17 protein-coding genes are annotated in these 21,241 nt (G+C 56.7%); 12 read left to right on the forward strand and 5 right to left on the reverse strand.

Annotated elements, in window-relative coordinates:
- Positions 1 to 137 precede the first annotated feature (137 nt).
- The 3 genes from IGS16_RS17615 (at position 138) to IGS16_RS17625 (ending at position 4,096) form a co-directional block, all read left to right on the forward strand.
- Positions 138 to 1,742, forward strand: a complete 1,605-nt coding sequence (locus IGS16_RS17615) for an ammonium transporter (RefSeq protein ID WP_367185812.1) — start codon at positions 138 to 140, stop codon at positions 1,740 to 1,742.
- A gap of 142 nt (positions 1,743 to 1,884) precedes the next feature.
- Positions 1,885 to 2,787 (forward strand): SGNH/GDSL hydrolase family protein, encoded by a 903-nt coding sequence (locus tag IGS16_RS17620; protein ID WP_297087626.1) that lies wholly within the window; start codon positions 1,885 to 1,887, stop codon positions 2,785 to 2,787.
- Between the two features lie 538 nt (positions 2,788 to 3,325).
- Positions 3,326 to 4,096, forward strand: coding sequence for a DUF429 domain-containing protein (locus IGS16_RS17625; RefSeq protein WP_297087628.1), 771 nt, complete (start codon positions 3,326 to 3,328; stop codon positions 4,094 to 4,096).
- 133 nt (positions 4,097 to 4,229) lie between these two features.
- On the opposite strand, the gene IGS16_RS17630 is transcribed toward IGS16_RS17625, so the two are convergent.
- Positions 4,230 to 4,367: a hypothetical protein gene (locus tag IGS16_RS17630; RefSeq protein ID WP_297087630.1), complete on the reverse strand. Its 138-nt coding sequence runs from the start codon at positions 4,365 to 4,367 to the stop codon at positions 4,230 to 4,232.
- Positions 4,368 to 4,470: 103 nt separating this feature from the next.
- On the opposite strand from IGS16_RS17630, the gene bchB reads away from it, so the two are divergent.
- A complete protein-coding gene (bchB, locus tag IGS16_RS17635; RefSeq protein ID WP_297087632.1) occupies positions 4,471 to 5,997 on the forward strand; it encodes a ferredoxin:protochlorophyllide reductase (ATP-dependent) subunit B in 1,527 nt (508 codons plus the stop codon).
- 49 nt (positions 5,998 to 6,046) lie between these two features.
- Positions 6,047 to 7,456 carry a hypothetical protein gene (locus IGS16_RS17640; RefSeq protein ID WP_297087634.1) on the forward strand — a complete coding sequence of 470 codons (1,410 nt, stop codon included), beginning with the start codon at positions 6,047 to 6,049 and terminating at the stop codon, positions 7,454 to 7,456.
- A 46-nt stretch (positions 7,457 to 7,502) separates the two neighbouring features.
- On the opposite strand, the gene IGS16_RS17645 is transcribed toward IGS16_RS17640, so the two are convergent.
- Positions 7,503 to 8,531, reverse strand: a complete 1,029-nt coding sequence (locus tag IGS16_RS17645) for a pentapeptide repeat-containing protein (RefSeq protein ID WP_297087636.1) — start codon at positions 8,529 to 8,531, stop codon at positions 7,503 to 7,505.
- A gap of 345 nt (positions 8,532 to 8,876) precedes the next feature.
- Here IGS16_RS17645 and IGS16_RS17650 point away from each other — a divergent pair, with 345 nt between their 5' ends.
- A complete protein-coding gene (locus IGS16_RS17650; protein ID WP_297087708.1) occupies positions 8,877 to 10,463 on the forward strand; it encodes a glucose-6-phosphate isomerase in 1,587 nt (528 codons plus the stop codon).
- Between the two features lie 234 nt (positions 10,464 to 10,697).
- The gene (locus IGS16_RS17655; RefSeq protein WP_297087638.1) at positions 10,698 to 11,144 is read left to right on the forward strand and encodes a dTDP-4-dehydrorhamnose 3,5-epimerase; all 447 of its coding nucleotides are present in this window, start codon (positions 10,698 to 10,700) and stop codon (positions 11,142 to 11,144) included.
- A 76-nt stretch (positions 11,145 to 11,220) separates the two neighbouring features.
- Here IGS16_RS17655 and gloA read toward each other — a convergent pair whose 3' ends face one another.
- Positions 11,221 to 11,646 (reverse strand): lactoylglutathione lyase, encoded by a 426-nt coding sequence (gene gloA / locus IGS16_RS17660; RefSeq protein ID WP_297079227.1) that lies wholly within the window; start codon positions 11,644 to 11,646, stop codon positions 11,221 to 11,223.
- 174 nt (positions 11,647 to 11,820) lie between these two features.
- On the opposite strand from gloA, the gene gcvT reads away from it, so the two are divergent.
- From gcvT to nth, 4 genes are all read left to right on the forward strand, one after another.
- Positions 11,821 to 12,900 (forward strand): glycine cleavage system aminomethyltransferase GcvT, encoded by a 1,080-nt coding sequence (gene gcvT / locus IGS16_RS17665; protein WP_297087640.1) that lies wholly within the window; start codon positions 11,821 to 11,823, stop codon positions 12,898 to 12,900.
- A gap of 101 nt (positions 12,901 to 13,001) precedes the next feature.
- Positions 13,002 to 13,397, forward strand: a complete 396-nt coding sequence (gene gcvH / locus IGS16_RS17670) for a glycine cleavage system protein GcvH (RefSeq protein WP_068508687.1) — start codon at positions 13,002 to 13,004, stop codon at positions 13,395 to 13,397.
- Between the two features lie 81 nt (positions 13,398 to 13,478).
- Positions 13,479 to 14,570, forward strand: a complete 1,092-nt coding sequence (gene rseP / locus IGS16_RS17675) for an RIP metalloprotease RseP (protein ID WP_172353284.1) — start codon at positions 13,479 to 13,481, stop codon at positions 14,568 to 14,570.
- Positions 14,571 to 14,644: 74 nt separating this feature from the next.
- Entirely contained in the window at positions 14,645 to 15,364 is a 720-nt protein-coding gene (gene nth, locus IGS16_RS17680) for an endonuclease III (protein ID WP_297087643.1), read from the forward strand.
- Between the two features lie 387 nt (positions 15,365 to 15,751).
- Here nth and IGS16_RS17685 read toward each other — a convergent pair whose 3' ends face one another.
- The gene (locus tag IGS16_RS17685; protein WP_297087645.1) at positions 15,752 to 16,990 is read right to left on the reverse strand and encodes a septal ring lytic transglycosylase RlpA family protein; all 1,239 of its coding nucleotides are present in this window, start codon (positions 16,988 to 16,990) and stop codon (positions 15,752 to 15,754) included.
- 695 nt (positions 16,991 to 17,685) lie between these two features.
- On the opposite strand from IGS16_RS17685, the gene IGS16_RS17690 reads away from it, so the two are divergent.
- Positions 17,686 to 19,542, forward strand: coding sequence for an ABC transporter ATP-binding protein (locus IGS16_RS17690; protein ID WP_297087646.1), 1,857 nt, complete (start codon positions 17,686 to 17,688; stop codon positions 19,540 to 19,542).
- Positions 19,543 to 19,565: 23 nt separating this feature from the next.
- On the opposite strand, the gene IGS16_RS17695 is transcribed toward IGS16_RS17690, so the two are convergent.
- Positions 19,566 to 21,095 (reverse strand): YcjF family protein, encoded by a 1,530-nt coding sequence (locus tag IGS16_RS17695; protein ID WP_297087648.1) that lies wholly within the window; start codon positions 21,093 to 21,095, stop codon positions 19,566 to 19,568.
- Between the last annotated feature and the right edge of the window lie 146 nt (positions 21,096 to 21,241).

Below are 21,241 nucleotides of genomic sequence, written 5' to 3' on the forward strand. Positions count from 1 at the left end.
TACTCTGCTAGATAATCTGCCAAACTGACTTAGCTCTTAAATGCGGAGCCGGTCTGGGTACTCCTCTTCGATTTGGAGATGCGGTGTCAGTTCTGAGCCGTGTCATTAGTCTATCCACGTTCAAGGAACGTCCACCAATGTCTAGATTAGTTCTCAAAAAGCGAAGCAGACGGCAGCCGTTGATCGATCGGCGCGGCCTGTCTGCGATCGCCAAAATGCTTTTGGAACGCCCACGGGCGACTGTTAATTCTCTTGCTCCAACTTGGCAAGCCTGTATTCCTTTGGTGGCGCTGATTCTGCTGGTTGGCAGCACGGCTGCCGTTGCCCAGGATGCGCCTACGGTCGAGTCTCTAGCTGAGACAGCCTCTACTCTGCAAGTGGGTCTGGACACCCTCTGGGTGGTTCTGGCGGGCGTGCTGGTGTTCTTCATGAACGCTGGCTTCGGCATGTTGGAAACTGGCTTTTGTCGTCAAAAGAACGCTGTTAATATCCTCTCTAAGAACTTGATTGTGTTCGCTCTGTCCACAATCGCCTACTGGTTCATCGGATGGGGTCTAATGTTCAGCGATGGCAATCCCTTCTTTGGCACGGCTGCGCCCTTCTTCTTGTCTGGTGCAGACAATAGCCCTGCCACAGGGGATGCCTACGAAGGCGTTTACAGCGCTATTAGCTGGGCGGGTGTTCCTTTAGCCGCCAAGTTCTTCTTCCAACTGGTGTTCGCTGGAACTGCCGCAACGATTGTTTCGGGGGCGGTAGCCGAGCGCATCAAGTTCATCGACTTCATGCTCTTCAGCTTGCTGCTAGTCGGTATTGCTTACCCGATTACGGGTCACATGGTCTGGGGTGGCGGTCTGCTGGGCAGTGGCGGCTTCTGGGATTTTGCAGGTTCAACCGTGGTTCATGCCGTGGGTGGTTGGGCTGCGCTGATGGGTGCAGCCATTCTCGGCCCCCGTCTCGGCAAGTACAACGAAGACGGTACGCCCAATGCATTACCGGGCCATAACATGAGCATTGCCACGCTGGGCTGCTTGATCCTGTGGCTGGGCTGGTTTGGCTTTAACCCGGGTTCAACCATGGGCGTTGGGGACGGTTCGGCGATCGCCCACATCGCGCTGACCACGAACATCGCGGCTGCCTTCGGCGGTGTGGCGGCGAGTATCACCGCTTGGTCTCTGCTGGGCAAGCCCGACCTGTCGATGACGATCAACGGCATTCTAGCGGGTCTGGTGGCGATTACCGCCCCTTGCGCTTGGGTCACTGCGGGCGCTGCGGCAATCATTGGCTTGATCGGCGGCATCTTGGTGGTGCTGGCTGTCGGCTTCTTCGACCGCATCCGCATTGATGACCCTGTGGGCGCAACCTCGGTTCACTTGGTGAACGGTCTATGGGGAACGCTGGCGGTGGGTCTGTTTGCCAAGGGGCCAGACGGTACGCTGTATGGAGATGGCGAGGGCCCGCTAGCTGGCCTGTTCTATGGTGGCGGACTGACCCAGTTCGGCATTCAGCTAGGCGGCACGCTGCTCTGTGGTTTGATCATCACCGTACTATCTACCATCTTCTGGTATGCGCTCAAGGCTCTGATGGGTATCCGAGTATCTGCCGAGGAGGAACTGGTGGGTCTGGACATTGGCGAGCATGGCATGGAAGCTTACGCTGGCTTTGTGAAAGACGCAACGGGCGCTCCTTCGGGGGTCTATACCACCAGCAGCACCTCCACGGGCATTGCGGGTAATCCAAACTAATCGCTGACTTTCTGTTCTGGGTTCCCTCAGAACTAGAAGAGATTCAGTATCATAAGCGGTGAGTCTTGATGCTTGATCAGACTTGCCGCTTTTTGCATCCGATTCCAAATCCTGAGAGAAAAGGTACTGAGAGACAAGACCGATGCGCGATCGCTCTCTTCAGTTTGCAATCTACCTCGCGCCCTACTGGGCCCGGCTGCAAGCTCGGTTGCGGCAACTGCGGATAAAGTGGCGATCGCAGCCGCCAATTGTGCGGGCTTCTCTGATCGCCAATGCAGTAATGCTGACCCTGCTCACAGGAACACTGCTGCGGCATCACCACACTCGCCTCGCGCCTAGCGCCCTGTCTCAGGCGTTGTCCCAGACCCCACAAGCTGTGCCCCCACCCGCCACCCAGACCGGAACGCGCCACCTGCTGAACTATCAGCAGTGGGTTGACCTGTTGCGGCAAGAGGCGATCGCCGCCGCCGAAAATCCACCGGAGCGGCTGGCCGTGCTGCTGGGCGATTCCATTAGTCTGTGGTTTCCGCCCGACCTGCTGCCGCCGGAGCGCAACTGGATTAATCAGGGCATTTCGGGGGACACGACCGATCGGCTTCGGGCACGGCTCCATCTCCTCGATCCGGTACAACCGCAAACCATCGTGGTAATGATCGGCATCAACGATTTAATCTGGGGTGCAGACGATGCAGCTATCTTGGCTCACTATCGAGAGATCGTGCGCTATCTGCGCCGCACCCACCCTGGAACGCAAGTGTTGGTGCAATCCATCTTGCCTCATGCCGCAGAGCAGGCGACCTGGGAAGGGCGCGATCGCCTCTTAGCCTTACCCAACAGCCGCATTCGGGCGCTCAATCAACAACTCGCGGCGATCGCCCAGTCCGAAGGGGCGTACTATCTTGACCTGTATCCACTATTCGCCAACGCCCAGGGCAACCTCAAGATGGGTCTTAGCACCGACGGGCTACATCTCAATTCGCAGGGTTACCTGGTGTGGCGGGCAGCGCTGCAACTATACCTGCGGCAAACGTTGCCCACCGGGTAGCGCGATCGACTACGCCCCAAACACCTGCTTTCCAAAAGTGCTTCAAAAATAAAGCATTGAAGACGGTGCGACTCGGCGTGTTTGTTGAACCGGGCGGTTATCTCGCAAGATGGGCTGGAAGTAAGACATTAGCATCAGAATAATGAGCGTGATCCAAATCCAGGGAAAGTCGTTGTTGGGCGAAGGATCTTTGGGGGTTGAAAGGTCACGCTTAAAGTCGCAAGAAAGGCACTGATAGAGATTGGGGCCAGCCAGTACCACAGTCTTCTTGCCGCAGCTTGGGCACTCAACAATTTCAGCCATGAGGAGTCTCCTTAGGGTGGGGGCAGGAGCAGTCAATATTTAAGGAACCAAATTTAAGGAACCAAGTAGGGAGCCAGGGCTTTTAGCTACAGAAACCTACTGGCCGTCCAAACTTAGCTATGCAACTTGAGTCATACACCCTGAGTGATGCAGCCTGAGTGATGTAGCCTGAGTGATGCAAATAAATATCAGCCTGGGATATCAAAATTACGTAAATCCCTTCTAAATTCTTTCTATGAAGTTTCTTGGCATCGATTTTGGCTGGACTTCTCAGCCCAGTGGTCTTTGTTGCTTGGTGTTTCAGGACAACGCCCTGTGGCTGAAGGATCTCACCCGTCTTGCCGATATTCCCGACTTGTTGGACTGGATCGATGCCTGCGTGTTGCCAGAAGAGCCTGCGGGGGTGGCGGTTGATGCACCCACACTCATCCCCAACGCCACCGGAATGCGCCTCCCCGATCGCTTGGCTCACAAGCACTTTGGGCGCTATCATGCGGGCTGCTATCCAGCCAATCTGGGACTCCCGTTTGCCCAGCGCACGGTGCAGCTTGGCCTCAGCCTAGAGGCTCGCGGCTTTGCCCATGCCCCGACGATTCAGCCCCAGGTTCCCATCCGCTTTCAAATCGAATCTTTCCCGCACCCGGCTATGGTGCATTTGTTTGGGCTGTCGCGCATTTTGAAATATAAAAAGGGCACCGTTGCCGAACGTCGTGCCGAACTTGCTAAACTGCGGCATTACGTCCTGACCGTGCTGCCTGCCCTGACCCCAGCGCTGCATTTTAGGCCCGATCAAACCCTGCCCGACATTCCCACTCGCGGCGTGGATCTAAAAGCTGTAGAAGATAGGCTCGATAGCATTGTCTGCGCCTACATTGCCGCGCACTGGTGGTATTGGGGCGAGGCAAGAAACTGGGTGCTGGGCGATCGCACTCAGGGCTACATCGTTGTTCCAGCGCCCGCTGCTGACCTGTCAAGCCATGCAGCAGAAGCCACGCCGGTGGGATAAGCTCAAGCCCCATATCCAACGCCTGGCGCAGGTTTAGCAAGCTGTTCTCTTCAGCGATCTCGTTGATCTCGTTGAGGCCGCAAGCGCATCCGTTTGACCTGCGCTTTGGGGGGTAGGTTTCAGAGCTTGCAGGTTATGACGAAATCTCAAGAATCATTGCGGTTGGTGCGGGAGCATAGGTGGAGGGCGATCGCCACAACATCGACCAGGCAAGAGGTTGGGCGATCGCGCTCTGGCTAAACCCCACATTTCCGTCCGTTACAGCCCACACTCCGGGTTCCCATCCTCTGCGACAATCGAATATCGTAAACGGAGCCAGTGCCCGCTCTACATCTGGGCTTGCTGCGCCTCCTTGTCCCCAACTCCAAACCCCTATGAAACTTGCCTACTGGATGTACGCTGGCCCAGCCCACATTGGCACATTGCGGGTAGCCAGTTCCTTCAAGAACGTCCACGCCATTATGCATGCGCCGTTGGGGGATGACTATTTTAACGTGATGCGATCGATGCTGGAACGAGAGCGGGACTTCACGCCTGTCACGGCGAGTATCGTGGATCGCAACGTTTTGGCACGCGGCTCGCAGGAAAAAGTAGTAGACAATATCACGCGCAAAGACAAAGAAGAACGCCCCGATCTGATTGTGCTGACACCCACCTGCACGTCCAGCATTTTGCAGGAAGATTTGCAGAACTTTGTCGAGCGGGCGCAGCTAGAGGCGAAAAGCGACGTGCTGCTGGCAGACGTGAATCATTACCGCGTGAATGAACTGCAAGCGGGCGATCGCACGCTGCATCAAATCGTGCAGTTTTACATTGAAAAGGCCCGCAAAAAAGATGACCTGCGGACGGATAAAACGACAGAGCCATCCGTTAATATCATTGGCATTTCCACGCTGGGATTTCACAATCAGCACGACTGTCGCGAACTGAAAAAGCTGATGGGCGACCTGGGCATTCAGGTCAACGCGGTCATTCCTGAAGGCGCATCAGTGCATGAGCTAAAGAACCTGCCCCGCGCCTGGTTTAACCTGGTTCCCTACCGCGAACTGGGGCGAATGACGGCTGAGTATTTGCAGGCTGAATTTGAAATGCCCTTTGTAGACATTACGCCGATGGGTGTGGTGGAAACAGCCCGCTGTATTCGAGCAATTCAAACCATTTTGAATCAGCAGGGCGCAAACGTAGACTATGAATCATTCATTCAAGACCAGACGTTATATGTCTCCCAGGCGGCCTGGTTTTCGCGCTCGATTGACTGTCAAAACCTGACGGGTAAAAAGGCGGTCGTGTTTGGCGACAACACTCACGCAGCAGCGATTACCAAGATCCTGGCGCGGGAAATGGGCATTCGCGTGGTGCTGGCGGGAACCTATTGCAAATACGATGCGGAATGGTTTCGTGAACAGGTGAGCGGCTACTGCGATGAGGTTTTGATCAGCGATGACAATGGTGCAATTGGCGATGCGATCGCCCGGTTAGAACCCGCTGCCATCTTTGGCACGCAAATGGAACGTCACGTCGGCAAACGGCTGGATATCCCCTGTGGGGTAATCGCCGCGCCGATTCATATCCAGAATTTCCCCATCGGCTATAAGCCGTTTATGGGCTACGAAGGGACGAATCAGATTGCGGATTTGATCTACAACTCCTTTACGCTGGGCATGGAAGATCACCTGCTGGAAATCTTTGGCGGGCACGATACCAAAGAGGTCATTACGAAGGGCGTTTCGGCGGATTCTGATCTGGCGTGGAGCAGGGATGGTCTAGCAGAACTGAACCGCATTCCGGGCTTTGTGCGCGGCAAGGTGAAGCGCAACACCGAAAAATTTGCCCGCGATCGCGGTATTGAAACCATCACCGCCGAAGTCCTCTACGCGGCCAAAGAAGCCGTCGGCGCATAGGGCGGGATCGCAGAAATACAGGTTTGCTAAGATTTGCAGGGACAGTGATGTGCCTGATGTTTCGGTGGTTTTCTTCTCAGTGAATTCCAGCAGTTTAGCGAACCGTTTAACGCATGGGCGATCGCCCGACCCGTCCCAGACAGCCGTTCAGCCTGTTGCTTTGGCGTTTTGGGCTGGGCGAGTGCTGGCCCTGGGGGTGCTGCTCAGTGTCGGCATAGCTACGACTGCCATTGCTGGAACCCGCCAGCCGCAGGCTACCGCCGCCGCACGTCAGGCATTTCGCCAAGAACAGCAGAGCAAAATTCGTCCAGAACACTACGACTTGGCGCGATATCCCCTGACGGAGGAGATGGTCGGCCACTGGCGCGGGCTGCTGTGGGCGACGGCAATCGTGGAACCTGCTGACCGATCGATTGATACGTCCATCGCACAACTGCTGGAGTTTGCCTATTCGCCCGATGGGCAGGGGTTTTCGTCGGCACAGCGGTCGGTGGTGGAAATGGCGCTTCAGGTGGGGACGCAGCTTTTGCTCAGCAACACTCCGTCTCCGCAAATTGCAGCACAGTTTCAGCAAGTCCTGGAACGCAGCGAGAACCCCCGCTGGGTGGCGATCGCCCTCTCGGCTCTGGCGCAGGCTACAGACCATGCGGCAGATCGTCGGCAGTGGGGCGATCGCGTCCGTCAGCGCTTTCCAAACTGGCGACAGGAGCCAATTTTGGAAACCACCCTGCGCGACGTAGCGGAGCTAGATTCACCGCCCACTCTGCCGCCGCTGCAAGATTTGCTGGACTGGCAAATTGCGCCCGACCAGATGCACGCCTATGTCTTGTGTCCGCGCGATCGCACGGCCTTGTGTCAACTGATGGTCAAAGATCGGACAGGGGCGTTTGTGGAACGGGAAGATGGGACGCGATGGTCGGTGCTGCTGCTGCGGCGATCGCTCCACGGGCTGCGCTGGAACCTGACGCGGGGCGACACGCCCCAGGGTATCTATCGGATTGAAGGCGTGCGATCGCCCAGCGCCGACACCTTCCGCGCCTACGGGCAGTTTCCCCGCGTGAATCTGTACGTGCCCCATGAGGCCGGCGTGCAGGAATTTCTGCCGGGGCAACCGGGAACTGTAGGGGCGATCGCCCAATATCGCGCCCTGCTGCCGCCGTCCTGGCGGAATTATTTCCCGATTTACCAAAGCTATTGGGCCGGGCGCATCGGCCGGGGACTTTTTCGCATCCACGGCTCCGGCGAAGACCCCGCCTTTTTTGCCAACAGCGCCCGCTTCCCCCACAGCTACGGCTGGAGTCCTGCCATCGGCTGCCTCTCCGCCCTTGAGCAATACGACGAATCCGGCAACCTACAACAGGCCGATATGCCTGCTATTTTGCAAGTCCTGACCCAGGCGAGTGGCGCAGCGTCTCCCTCAGACTTGGTGGGCTATTTGGTGCTGGTAGAGAGAGTGTGAGTAGAGGGAGAGTGAGGGCGCGATGTTCTCCGAATCTAGCCCTCCGTCATGCATGAACCTCTCCATCCGGCATGATTGCCCCGCTGAGGTATGCCCCCGTCATCTTCACCATAATCCGATCCTTCACGCCCATGCGGGCCCCGCGCAGGTTTGCGCCGCGCAGGTCTGCCCCGCTGAGGTCTGCGCCAATCAGGTTGGCATCTTGCAGGTTGGCGTGGCTGAGGTCGGCTTCTAGCAGATTGGCGCGAAACAGATTGGCCCGCTCTAGGTTGGCATGGTTCAGGTTAACGCGGTGCAAAAAGGCATCGCTGAGGTTTGCCTCGCTGAGGTTGGCATGACTCAGATTGCGCCCGCTCAGATCCTTTTCGCGCAGGTCACGCCCGCTTAGGTCGGTGCCGCTGAGGTCGGGATCTTGGCGGCGAGGGGGACGGGGCGGCGGTTCGGGTGGGGGTTGGCTGGCCGTGTGGCTGCTGTGGGAATTGCCTGGAGGCGTGTGGCTGGTGTGACTATTGCCGGAGGCATGGGCGCTGTTGCCATTTCCGCTGGGCTGCCGTGTGGAACTTGTGGAACTGTTATAGCTCGATGGGCCAGCCGTTCCCCTGGCTGTAGAGTGAGAATAAGTGGATTCGGAATAATTGGAGCCAGACGACCCAGTACCGGGATAGCTGGAGTACGCGCCACCGGGATAGCCCGCGCCGCGATAGGAAGAACTGGGGTCAGATGCGCCCTTATAGGTGGAGCCTTGGGCGTATCCGGGGCGGGCGGGCGGGCGATAGCGGGCGCGGGAATAGGACGGGCGGGATGGCTCTGGGCGAGTGCTGCTGGTGGATTGAGCCGATGGGCTGGCGGCAGCGCTCGATCCAGCGCTGGACCTTAAAAAGGTGCGGAGGCGATCGCGCGCCTGGTTAATTTCCTTAATCTTTTCCTGAGCCTTCTGATGCAGTCGCTCGTTATCGGTCGGAATTCGATCGGGATGCCACACAAACACCAAATCCTTGTAAGCCTGGTTCACCTCTTCGAGGGACGCGCCAGGCTCCAAATCCAGGACTCGGTAGTAGTGTTCGAGGTCTTTCATCTAGAACACCATATCATTTCCCCAGGCGCGAGGATGGCGGAAATCCTCTCTGCATCATAGATTGATCGCCGATGGCGGCTGCCGAATTGGGGTTCGTCTGTGCTGCGCCCAAAATCGCTGCCCCGATTGCCGTGAGTTGGGTTGAGCCGTTTGTTGGGATCAGTTGAGCAGGGGCGATCGCCTATGATTCCTATCCCGCAACTCTACAGCAACTCTAAGCAAGGCCCCGCAAAAACTCATCCGAGCTACGGGAAATCTAAATAATTGACGTGTCCAAAGCTTCATCTGTCTTGCAAACCGGGCCGCTAAACTGTGGGGTGATGAATGCAAAGGGTAAAAACAATGATGGATGCCACTGCACTCTGGCAACGCTATCAAGACTGGCTTTACTTCCATGAAGGGCTGGGTCTTTATCTCGATATTAGCCGGATGCGCTTTGCCGATGACTTTGTGGAGCGCATGAAACCCAAGTTTGAGAAAGCGTTTAAGGACGTGGCGGCGCTGGAAGCAGGGGCGATCGCCAACCCTGATGAAAACCGCATGGTCGGCCACTACTGGCTGCGAAACCCCGACCTCTCGCCCAGTCCAGAGATCAAAGCCGAAATCGTGAATACCCTGGCCAGCATCAAAGCATTTGCCGCCAAAATCCACGCAGGCGAAATCCGTCCACCCCAGGCAACGAAATTCACCGACCTGCTATCGATCGGCATTGGTGGCTCGGCCCTTGGCCCGCAGTTTGTCGCCGAAGCGCTCGGCCCAGAACCCGCGCCGCTCAAAATTCACTTCATTGACAACACCGACCCCGCAGGCATGGATCGCGTGTTAAATCGGCTCAAAGACCGACTAAACAGTACGCTCGTTCTAGTCACCAGCAAATCCGGTGGCACGCCCGAAACCCGCAACGGCATGTTGGAAGTTAAGCAGTTTTATGAAAAGCACGGGCTAAACTTTGGGCAACACGCCGTCGCCGTCACCATGCCCGGTAGCAAGATGGACGGCATTGCCAAGTCCGAGGGCTGGCTGGCCACGTTCCCCATGCAAGACTGGGTGGGCGGTCGCACCTCCGAGCTTTCTAGCGTGGGTCTGCTGCCCGCCGCGCTGCAAGGTATTGATATCCAGGCCATGCTGGACGGTGCAAAGGAAATGGACGAAGCCACCCGCGTTCCCGACCTCCGCCATAATCCTGCTGCCCTGCTTGCGATGTGCTGGTATTACGCAGGCAACGGCAAGGGCGAAAAAGATATGGTGATGCTGCCCTACAAAGACAGCCTGCTGCTGTTTTCGCGCTATTTGCAGCAGCTGGTGATGGAGTCGCTGGGCAAAGAAACCGACCTCGACGGCAACAAGGTCTATCAGGGCATTGCGGTCTATGGCAACAAGGGGTCTACTGACCAACACGCCTACGTGCAGCAACTCCGCGAGGGCGTGCCCAATTTCTTTGTCACGTTTATCGAGGTGCTGGGCGATCGCCAGGGCGACTCGATCGAGGTGGAACCCGGAGCGACCAGCGGCGATTTTCTATCGGGGCTGCTGCAAGGCACTCGTCAGGCGCTCTACGAAAACCAGCGCGACTCGATCACAGTGACGGTTCCCCAGGTCACGCCGCGCATCGTCGGCGCACTGATCGCGCTATACGAACGGGCCGTTAGCCTCTACGCTTCGTTGGTGAATATCAACGCCTACCACCAGCCTGGTGTAGAAGCGGGCAAAAAGGCAGCAGCCTCGGTGCTGGAGTTGCAGCGGCAGATCGTCGCCACCCTCAAGGCGACGGGGCAGCCCCTCTCGCTGGCAGAACTGGCAGACAAGATTGGCGCATCTAACCAGGTGGAAACGGTTTATCTCATCGTTCGTCATCTCAGCGCCAACGGTCGCGGCATTACGCTGTCTGGAGATCTGGGCCAGCCCAGCAGCCTGACGATTTCTGGCCGCTAGTCGGGTTTGCGGCTTGAGTCTCCGGCGCAACAGGTACGAAAAATTAACCTGTTTGGCGGGGGTGGGAGTTTAGCGCTCTGCCCCCGCCCCTGTATCATCACGCCTTGTAAAAAAGAAGAAACTTCTCTATCACGAAACGTACCGATTTTGCCATTTCAGTAACAATCTTTTTATAGTGGACGTATAGGCTAAAACTGTACGCTCACAGATTACGCTCACAGATGAGGTGCTGATATGGGTCTGAAAGGTCGTGTTGAGATTCGCCCGTTGACCTCGATCAAGGGCGGCATGGCTGAGTTTTATACCCCCCAGTCCAGCCATGAAACGATGCTGGTCAGTATTCCACCAGGCATGATTGACGATTTGTTTGTTCACCATTTCCAAACTGACCAGCTTCTTGTAGTGCGCGGCAGTTTTGTGCTGGTAGTGCTGCAAAATCGCGAGTATCAATATATTCCCCTGAGCGATCGCCACCCCACAGTGGTTACGATTCCCCCCGGCATTCCCCACGCGGCTATCCATCTGGGGTCTGAACCCTGCTTCTTGGTGAACGCGGTGCTGCGGCATGGCGATGCTCATCCCAAAGACTATCGCCCAATGAAACCGCCGATGCCGTTTGATTTTGTGAAGGCTCGCGCTGCGCTAGCGGAGTTGGAATACCCCATTGGGATTGCAAGCTAGGGATTCAGGCTTCTGCGAGGGGGCAGGAGGTCGGCTGAGCGACGGATGCACAGCGGCCTCCTACCCCCCCTTTTTGCTATGCGGTTGCGGCCGTTTCCTGCTTTTGTGCCGATCCCTGGGTGCCCAGTTGAATCAGTTCCACCTTATAGCCGTCAGGATCTTCCACAAAAGCAATCACCGTCGAGCCATGCTTCATGGGGCCAGGTTCTCGCGTCACCTTGCCGCCCAGTTCTCGAATGCGATCGCACGTCTCGTAAATATCTTCTACACCCAGCGCAATGTGGCCATAGCCGTTGCCCAGGTCATACTTGTCTGTGCCCCAGTTGTAGGTCAACTCCAGCACGGTGTGATCTGCCTCGTCGCCATAGCCCACAAACGCCAGCGTAAACTCGCCACCGGGATAATCTTTCTGGCGCAGCAGCTTCATTCCCAGCACGTTGCAATAAAACGCCAGCGACTTTTCCAGGTTGCCTACGCGCAACATCGTATGCAGCATTCTCATAGCGTTCGCCTCTCGTGTCTCCGTTGCTGTGTTCCCTTTTATTCTAGGGCAGGGCTTTGAAGTGACAGGGCATGGGGGAAGAGGGACTTCCCGTTGATCCCATCCCACCTTGCTCCGCCTTCCAACTCAGGCTACAGTCAGCTAATATTTAGCCCATTTCAAGTAAGTTCTCCTATGACTGACGCGCTCCGCAGAACGCCGCTGTATGATTTGGCGATCGCCCAAAAAGCCCGCATGACTCCGTTTTCGGGCTGGGAGATGCCCGTGCAGTTTGGCGGCATCACGCAGGAGCATCACGCCGTGCGGCAGAGCGTCGGCGTGTTCGACATTTCCCACATGGGCAAGTTTGTGCTGCGTGGCGAGGCAATCTTGACCCAGCTTCAGCGGCTAGTGCCCACGGATTTGGGCAGGCTGCAACCGGGCATGGCGCAATACACCGTGCTGCTGAATCCGCAGGGTGGCATCGTGGACGACTTCATCATTTATGTGCAGGGAGCAAATCGGGCTGACCTGATTGTGAACGCGGCAACGACTGAGAAAGACAAGGCATGGCTCTTGGAGCATCTCCCAGGGGTGGAATTGGAAGATGTATCGGGCGATCGCGCTTTACTGGCCATCCAGGGGCCCGATGCCGTTGCCACCCTGCAAAAGTTTGTCGAAGAAGACTTGTCTAATGTGCCAAAATTCGGGCATCTCGAAGGTCATGTTTTAGGAAAACCAGGCTTTTTGGCACGGACGGGCTATACGGGCGAAGATGGCTTTGAGGTAATGGTGGAGCCAGAAACAGGACGCGAATTGTGGCGATCGCTCCTAGACGCGGGCGCAGTGCCCTGCGGACTGGGGGCCCGCGACACACTGCGGCTAGAGGCGGCAATGGCGCTCTACGGCCAGGACATCGACGACACCACCACGCCCCTCGAAGCCGGCCTCGGCTGGCTCGTGCATCTCGACAAAGTGCCAGAGTTCATCGGGCGGGATGTTCTGGTGCATCAAAAGCAGGACGGCGTTTCTCGCAGGCTGATCGGCTTGCAGCTTACGGGTCGCAACATCGCCCGCCACGATTACCCTGTGCTGCACAGCGGTGAACCCATCGGCAAAATCACCAGCGGCACGCTCTCGCCCACGCTAGGTTACCCCATTGCCCTGGCCTACGCGCTCAGCGACCTCGCCAAAATTGGGCAAATCCTAGAAGTCGAAATTCGCGGCAAAAGCTACCCAGCCACCGTCGTCAAGCGGCCCTTCTATAAGCGCTGATTTGTAAGCGCGGATCAGACCCAAGCCCTGTCGGAAATCAGACCGACCAACGCCAAAAATTACGGTAATCTTTTCCTGTACGCTTCATCGCGCCCTGACCTATGAGCCTGGAATATCCCGAAGATCTGAAATACACAGATTCTCACGAATACATCCGCCTGGATGGAGACACCGCCACGATAGGCATCACAGCCTTTGCCGTTGACCAGCTTGGCGACATCGTGTTTTTAGAACTGCCCGAAGTTGGCGATGCGCTGGAAAAGGGCGAAACCTTTGGCACGGTGGAATCGGTTAAGGCCGTCGAAGACCTGAAAGCGCCCCTCTCTGGCAAGGTGATCGAGCGCAACGACCCCCTGCTCGACGCGCCAGAGCAGCTTGCCGATGACCCCTACGGTACGGCCTGGCTGCTCAAAGTGGAGGTCAGCGATGGAGCCGAGCTAGACGATGCGCTGTCAATGGAAGAGTATGTGGCGCTGGTGGAGGGAGAGGAGGGGTAACCCATCAATCCGGGAATCCCTTTAGAATGGACAAATATGCGTTGTAGATACGCATCGTAAAGTAGTAACTCAGGCTTGCTTATGTCGGTTTTGGCGGCGATCGCAGTTCTTGCACTCCTGATCTTTGTTCACGAGCTGGGGCACTTCCTGGCGGCGCGACTCCAGGGGATTCATGTCAATCGGTTTTCCCTGGGCTTTGGGCCGATCCTGTGGAAGTATCAGGGCCCCGAAACGGAGTATGCGATTCGCGCCATTCCGCTGGGCGGCTTCGTGGGTTTTCCAGACGACGACCCAGACAGCGACATTCCGCCCAACGACCCCAACCTGATGCGGAATCGCGGCGTACTCGATCGGGCGATCGTCATCAGCGCTGGGGTGATAGCCAATCTGCTGTTTGCCTATCTGGTATTCGTTACGCAAGTAGCAGTTGTTGGCGTGCCGCAGGCGTTTAACTACGAACCGGGCGTGCTGATTCCGCAGGTGGTGTCCACTGATTCGCCGGCCGCGTTGGCAGGTGTGCAGGATGGCGACATTGTGCTGGCGGTCAATGGGCAAAGCCTGGGCGAAGGCGAAGCCGCTCAGAAAGCGCTGATGGAGGCTATTACTACAAGTCCAAATCGCCCCATTAATCTGACCGTTCAGCGTAATTCGGGTCAGGTCAATCTCAGCGTTACGCCAAAGCCAGATGCCGAAGGTGTGGGCAAGATTGGCGTAGTGCTGAACCCGAATGGCAAGGTCGAGTTTCGTCGTCCAAACGGACTCTTTGAGGTGTTCAGCCTTGCCGCCAGAGAGTTTCAGGATATGTTCTCTCGGACGGTTCAGGGCTTTGTCTCGCTGATTACGAACTTCTCGTCGGTGTCGGGGCAGGTGGCTGGCCCGGTCAAGATTGTGGAGCAGGGCGCAAACCTAGCAGCGAACGACTGGATCAACCTGTTCCCGTTCACGGCCATTATCAGCATCAATCTGGCAATTATTAACATTCTCCCGCTGCCTGCGCTGGATGGCGGTCAGTTGGCGTTCCTGCTGATCGAGGCGCTACGCGGCAAGCCACTACCGACTCGCTTCCAGGAGAGCGTGATGCAGACGGGCTTGATGCTGTTGCTGGGGCTGGGTGTGTTTCTGATTGTGCGAGACACTACCCAACTGTCCTTTTTCAGAAATTTGCTCCAGTAATTTGCTTCAGTAAGCTACGTCGGGAACTTGCTTTAGATAAGCTTTAGACAAGCTTTAGACAAGGAAGAGATTGCGTGCCAAGACGGGCAGGACAGAAGCAACGGGCCCTGGAAATTCGGGTGCTGGAGATCTTGGAGCGGCTAAAGCGGCTCTATCCGAATGCGACCTGCTCGCTAGATTATGAAACGCCTGTACAGTTGCTTGTGGCCACAATTCTGTCGGCGCAGTGTACGGATGAGCGGGTAAATAAGGTAACACCGGAGCTATTTCGCCGCTTCCCGGATGCAGCCTCAATGGCGAGTGCAGACCTAGCGGAGTTGGAAGAGCTGGTGCGCTCGACGGGGTTCTATCGCAACAAGGCAAAAAATATCCAGGGAGCCTGTCGCAAAATCATGACGGACTTTGGGGGGCAGGTGCCGCAGACGATGGAGGAACTGCTGACGCTGCCCGGTGTGGCCCGCAAGACTGGGAATGTCGTGCTGGCTCATGCCTTTGGGATTAATGCGGGCGTGACGGTGGATACGCACGTCAAGCGGCTAAGTCAACGACTCGGGCTGACGACGCATACAGAACCCGTGCAAATCGAGCGCGACCTGATGAAGCTGTTGCCTCAGCCCGACTGGGAAAACTGGTCGATTCGCCTGATTTATCACGGGCGGGCGGTGTGCAATGCGCGGAACCCGGCGTGCGATCGCTGTCAGTTGGTCGATCTCTGTCCCTCCGCCGACCCGACAAAAGTCGCGCTGGCGACAACGCCTGCACCTGTACAGGAACCTGCGCTCCTCGAACCTTGATTTCATAGCTTCGTGGCCCCTGCTCAAGGCCAAACAAAAAGCTGGGAGTTGATTGTTGAATCGCTCCCAGCTTTATTAGATTCAGGTAAATTCAGCTTGCTTGGGCAGACTCATCAGACTCATCAATGGGAGTCAAATAAATGGGGGTCGAACTCTACCCGCAAGCATGACTGAGATCTGCAAGTTTGGTTTTGGCAGCAACATCTAGCCGATGCGTTCCACAGCCGTGTTGCTGACACTGGGACAGTTCTGATTGCGAGATAATCGCTTCAGCGACAGTCCATTGTTTCAAACATGCGTACCAAAAGGGGCTTTCCAAACTGCGCTTATTTATATAGACGCTAGCAAAACATAGACGCTAGCAAAGCAGAGCTGCATCCTCTGATGTTAGCGGGATGCCGTTTGGCTGCGACCGATAACCTCCAGACTGACAGGTGCCACGCCGCTGCCGATCATGCCAATCACGCGGGCAGCCCCAGCCGATAGGTCAATCACTCGACCCCGTGAGAATGGGCCCCGATCGTTGATGCGAACCACCACCGATTGTCCGGTGTTGAGGTTGGTCACGCGCACCTGGGTTCCAAAGGGCAAATAGCGGTGGGCAGCGGTCATGGCGTTTTGGTTAAACACTTCGCCGCTGGCGCTGCGGTTGCCGTGGAAGCCTGGGCCATACCAGGATGCGATGCCTGACGCAACTTGCGTACTGCCTGTTCGGTTCGCAGGAGACACCGACACTCGTACCGCAGGACGGGGACGGTCTTGGATATCTTGCAGCGGTGGGGCGCTTCCCAACAAGCGACGAAGACGATTGGTGGCTTGCAGCGCGTCTTCGGCTGGGTTGCGCGTAGTGTCCGGCAAGATGATGTCGGCGTTCATCTCGATTAGCTCTTCACTGCCAACCTGGATGACGTAGCGCTCACGCTGAGCATCCCAGCGGACGGTAATCGTTTCGGCGCTGGTGCCATCTCGGTGGATCTGGCGCAATCGAGCAGCGATCGCCCCGGCTCGCTGCATCGGGTCGGCCGAAGCGTCCGCCGTTGCACTTGAGCCAGAATCGGGCTGCCCAGGCACCACCGCAGACGCATCTGCTTCGGGTGGGGTTGGGCGCTTGACCGTTTCCGATTCGCCAGTCGCCCTACCTTCAGCCGCATTATCTAGAGCGCTTGCTGTAGAAACCGATGATGGATCGGGCTGGGTGACGGCACCCAAAAACGTGAAGACAGGAATGCTCTGAATACGGAGCGTGGCTGATGAGCGGTTGTTCACCTCATGCGGAATGATGGTGACCGTCAAGTCTTCAGCGGTATCTGTTTCTTCCTGGTCTTGATACTCGCCCACCTTGCGGACTTCGCCGAGGGCGGCAGCAATCCGATGAGTGGACGGGGTTTCCGAAATAGCTCCGGGCCGGACTGTATCTGTTTCCGAGGCGCTACCCACGGGTGCAGACAGTGGCGCAGGGGAACCTGACTCGATTGAGGCATCCAGGGAGGGAACCTTTTCCTGGGAAACCTCGTCACCCTCGCTAGCAAGATCTGTCTGTGCGTCTGCAAAGGCAGCCGAGACAGGCGCTAGAGCAGTGAACAGGAAGGCGGCAGTCGTGAGGCCGCTCCAAAGTTTCTGAGACATACACTCCATAGTGAAGGACATGGTGAGCCGAGACCCTGAACTAGCCTTGGGATGGCGATCGCCGCAAAAATACTCTGACGGCCGTCCATCACGCCAAGCACACTAAACACAGACGCATTGACCAGTAGTAAGCCAGCGCCGTATCAGGTTCAATCGGAGCAGACCGTCCGCAAAGCACCTCAAGAAATCTGCACCAGGCAGAAAATCTTTGAGTCACTTAACGGCTGACTGCTCAACTCGTACTCATTTCGTGTTCAACTTATGGCTGTGGAACTGACTTAGCCTAGCATAGGAAATTTTGCCTGGGGATCAGGGTTCTCCAACATACGCAGAAAACTTTACACAAGCTTCATACGGATTTGTCGGGTAAATCCTTCGTCCCAAGCGTATTTGAGGTTTTTCTTCCGCAAACTTACTTCACGGAAACTTTATATAATTTTTGTTTTTCTTAGACTTTTCTCCCGTCAATTTCAGCCTTTCAGTTTCGGCCTTCCAACCTCAGCCTTGTTCCGTTGAACCGAGCAATCCAAACTTGCAGTGTCTCTAAGGCAATCTATGGGGTAATGCGAAGCGCAGTGAGGGGGAAGAGAGGATTTTTGCGTTCAGTCCGTTGTCCTCTAGCTGTACCTGATGCCACTTTATTCGATATCAAAAGACTAAAGCTATCATAGTATGGTATCACATTCATGGGTGTTATGCCAAAACGTACCAAGTTCCTCTCCCGCAACCCCGAAAAACCTTCTCCGCGCGATCGCTTTTGGGCCGTCCTGGCAAATACGCCCCGCTTGGTTCAGTTGGTTTGGCAAGCGGCACCCCGGCTGCTGCTGCTGCAACTGGGGATCACGCTAAGCAATGCCCTTATCCCTGTTGCCCAGCTCTATATCAGCAAGCTCATCGTCGATCAGGTGGTCTTGGAGCTATCGCAGCCCGGAGTCGATTGGACAGTTTTAGGTCGCTTGGTCGGGCTGGGGCTGGGCATTACGCTGGCGCAAGTTGGTTTTAATCAAGCTGAAACCTACACCACCCAGGTTTTGAATGACCGCTTCACGCTGTATGCCAACCAAATCTTGCTAAAACAGGCAATTCGGCTCGATCTGGCCCACTACGAACTGCCAGAGTTTTATGACACGCTGAATCGCGCCCAGCAGAGCGGCAGCGCCTATCCCGTGCGGGTGTTTGAAACGCTGATTGACCTGGCGGGGCAAGCCATCACCTTTGCGGGTTTGCTATCGCTGCTGGTGGCATTTAATCCGCTGCTGCTGTTGCTGCTGCTGCTGACTTCTATGCCTGCGCTCTGGGTCGGCATTCGCTTTTCGGGGGTGCGCTTTTGGCTGAAGCGTCGCCAGACCGAGAGCGGCCGTTTGGCGGAATATTTGCAGCAGGTGTTGACCACGCAGGAATTTGTCAAAGAGGTGCGCCTGTTTAACTTGGGCGATTACCTGCTGCGCCAGTGGCAAAGTATTCGTCTCCAGTTCAACCGAGAAATGGCCGAAGTGCTGGCGCGAAATGCGTGGCTCCGCTTTGGCGTGGGGCTGATTGCCAATTCGGGCTTTTACGCCGCCTACGCCTGGGTCATTGTGCGGACGGTTCAGGGGGCGATTTCTCTGGGCGATTTGACTATGTATTCTGGTGCGTTTCAGCAGGCACAGGGCCTGATCCAGGGCATTTTGTTCCAAATCGCATTGATTTATGAATTCAATCTATATGTGTCCCAGTATTTTGAATTTCTGAATTTGCAGCCCCAGGTCGTGAGTCCGTCAGACCCGATTGCGTTTCCCAATCCGATGCGTTGGGGGCTGGAATTAAGGGACGTGAGCTTTCGCTATCCCGGCGCGAGTGAACCCACGCTGCACCGCATTAATCTGACTGTGAAACCGGGGGAGAGTATTGCGCTGGTGGGGATGAATGGCGCGGGTAAAACAACGCTGCTGAAGCTGCTGACCCGCTTTTATGATGTGGAGTCAGGAGAAATCACGATTGACGGCATTCCGCTGACTGCCTTCGACCTGGAAGATTTGCGGCGGAATGTGGGTGTGGTGTTTCAGGACTTTTCGCGCTATCACCTGAGCGTGCAAGACAATATCGGCTTTGGCGACCTGCGCCACCGCGATGACCTGGCCCAGATTGAACGAGCCGCCCAAAACGCAGGCGCAACGGGCGTGATTGCCGCCCTCGACCGAGGCTATGAAACGATTTTGGGTAAAACCTTTTCCGATAGCGCGGAGCTTTCGGGCGGGCAATGGCAAAAACTGGGACTGGCCAGAGCATTCATGACTCCTGCTCAAATCCTGATCCTGGATGAGCCGACGGCAGCGCTAGATGCGATCGCCGAATATGATCTTTTCCAGCGCTTTCGCCAGCTGACGCAGGACAAAATGACCTTCCTGGTTAGCCACCGCTTTTCCACCGTCCGCATGGCCGACCGCATTGTGGTACTCGAACATGGGCAGATTGCGGAGTTGGGCAGCCATGAAGAGCTGATGGATTTGGGCGGAAAGTATGCCCAGATGTTTCGATTGCAAGCATCAAGCTACGCAGGGGGCGGGGCGTGAGCTTGAGGGGACATGCCTGGTTCCTAGCTCATCCTGTCGTCAGCGCTCTCCTTGCTGCTTTGTAGGGGTTCTACGACGCGGGCGATCGCCTCTTTGAGAAAGCCTTTCATAAACTCGTCGCGGCGGTTGAGCTGAAACTGTTCCTGCACGACTTCGCTGATGCCGCCGTCGCCCCAGGTCTGGTTGCGGCGAAAGTATTCGATAAAGCTTTTGCCTGCGATGCGCGTTAGGTAGGCGGCGGTCGCTCCCTGGATGGCGCGGCCGATGACGAACGTTCCAGCGTTGGTTTGCAGCGCCAGCGAGAAAATTTCCACTACGCCCCGCACCACGCCTAAGCTGACGAGGGTTTTGGCGAGCGATCGCGCGAGTTCTTTACCTTGGTCGATGTTCATCTCGCAGCCGTAGACCCGACCCAGTTCCACCACCATTTGCGCGTTGACGGCGGCGGCGGCAAGCAAATCCACCATCGGCAGCGGCGTTATCGAAACGACTCCTGCGCCAATCCACTGGAAGCGCTCTACCACTTGTTCTGCCTGGCGCAACCGCTGCTGGTCGAGAATCTGGCGGGCTTCGTCGCCCAACTGCTGAGATTGCAGCAGGATATTGTCGGCAATCAGGTCTTCACCCTCTTCGCGCAGCACAGACGACAGGCGACGCAGCAGCGGCAAAATAGCAGGCTGGGGCTGCACTCGTTCGCCGTTGGGCAGGGTAAACGGTTGCGGTCTGGCGGCCACCGCTACGATATCGGCAGGCGACAGCACCGACTGGAGGCGATCGCGCAACTGCTGCAAAATCGCCTGCAAATCTGCCTCGCTGTACAAATCTGCCTTATTCAGCACCAGGATCGACCGCTTGCCCATGCTGGAGAGCGATCGCAGCGGGTCATATTCCGAACGGCGCAGGTCGCTGTCGATGACAAACAGCAGCAGGTCGGCGCTGGCTGCTAGTTGTCGCGCCTGTTGCTCCCGCGCCGTGCCCGCGATGCCTGCTTCCAAAATGCCTGGGGTGTCGGTAATCCAAATTTCTCGATCAACCCCCCGCAGCAAAAATCGAGCCGTCTTTTCCTGGGTTGTGGTGCCCATTGCGGCCCCGACATCCCCCACGCCCAGCCCCAAAATTGCGTTGACCAGCGACGTTTTGCCCGCAGATCCCGTCCCAAAGACCACCACCCGAAACTCGCCTCTCGCCATGTTTTGCGCGATTTCGCGAGAGCGGTCGATGAGCGCTTGACGAGTCACCTCATCCTGAATCTGCTCGACTTGTTGCTGCACAGCTTGCAGGTTTACTTCGGCAGCTTCGGTGCGGTCGAGGGGCACCTTGACGTGCGATCGCCCCGTTTTTGCCGGCCGCAAGAATAGGTAAGCGTAATAGCCCAACGCTACCAACAGCGCCACCAGCAGCGCCACCACGCTCCCCACCACCAGGTTTGCCAACGCCGCCGACACTGCCGCAAGCTGAGTGTAAAGCTGCGTCAGCGAAGTGACCAGCCACAGCGCAAACCCCAGCCCTATCAACAGGGCAAGAATAATGAGCAACAAGCGCGATCGCGTCATGGCAGCCAGTGCAAGAGAGACAGCAGCGGAGAATTGAGCGAAGTGGCGAAAATTGCGCCCGGTAGACCATTCAGGGTGTCTTGATTCTAGCCTCCGGGGGGGGGCAGCGAGGAAAGGGCAAATGGCAAACGAGCAACGCCAAGGCG

The sequence above is a fragment of the Thermoleptolyngbya sp. C42_A2020_037 genome (genome assembly GCF_015272455.1).
Classification (GTDB): Bacteria; Cyanobacteriota; Cyanobacteriia; order Elainellales; family Elainellaceae; genus Thermoleptolyngbya.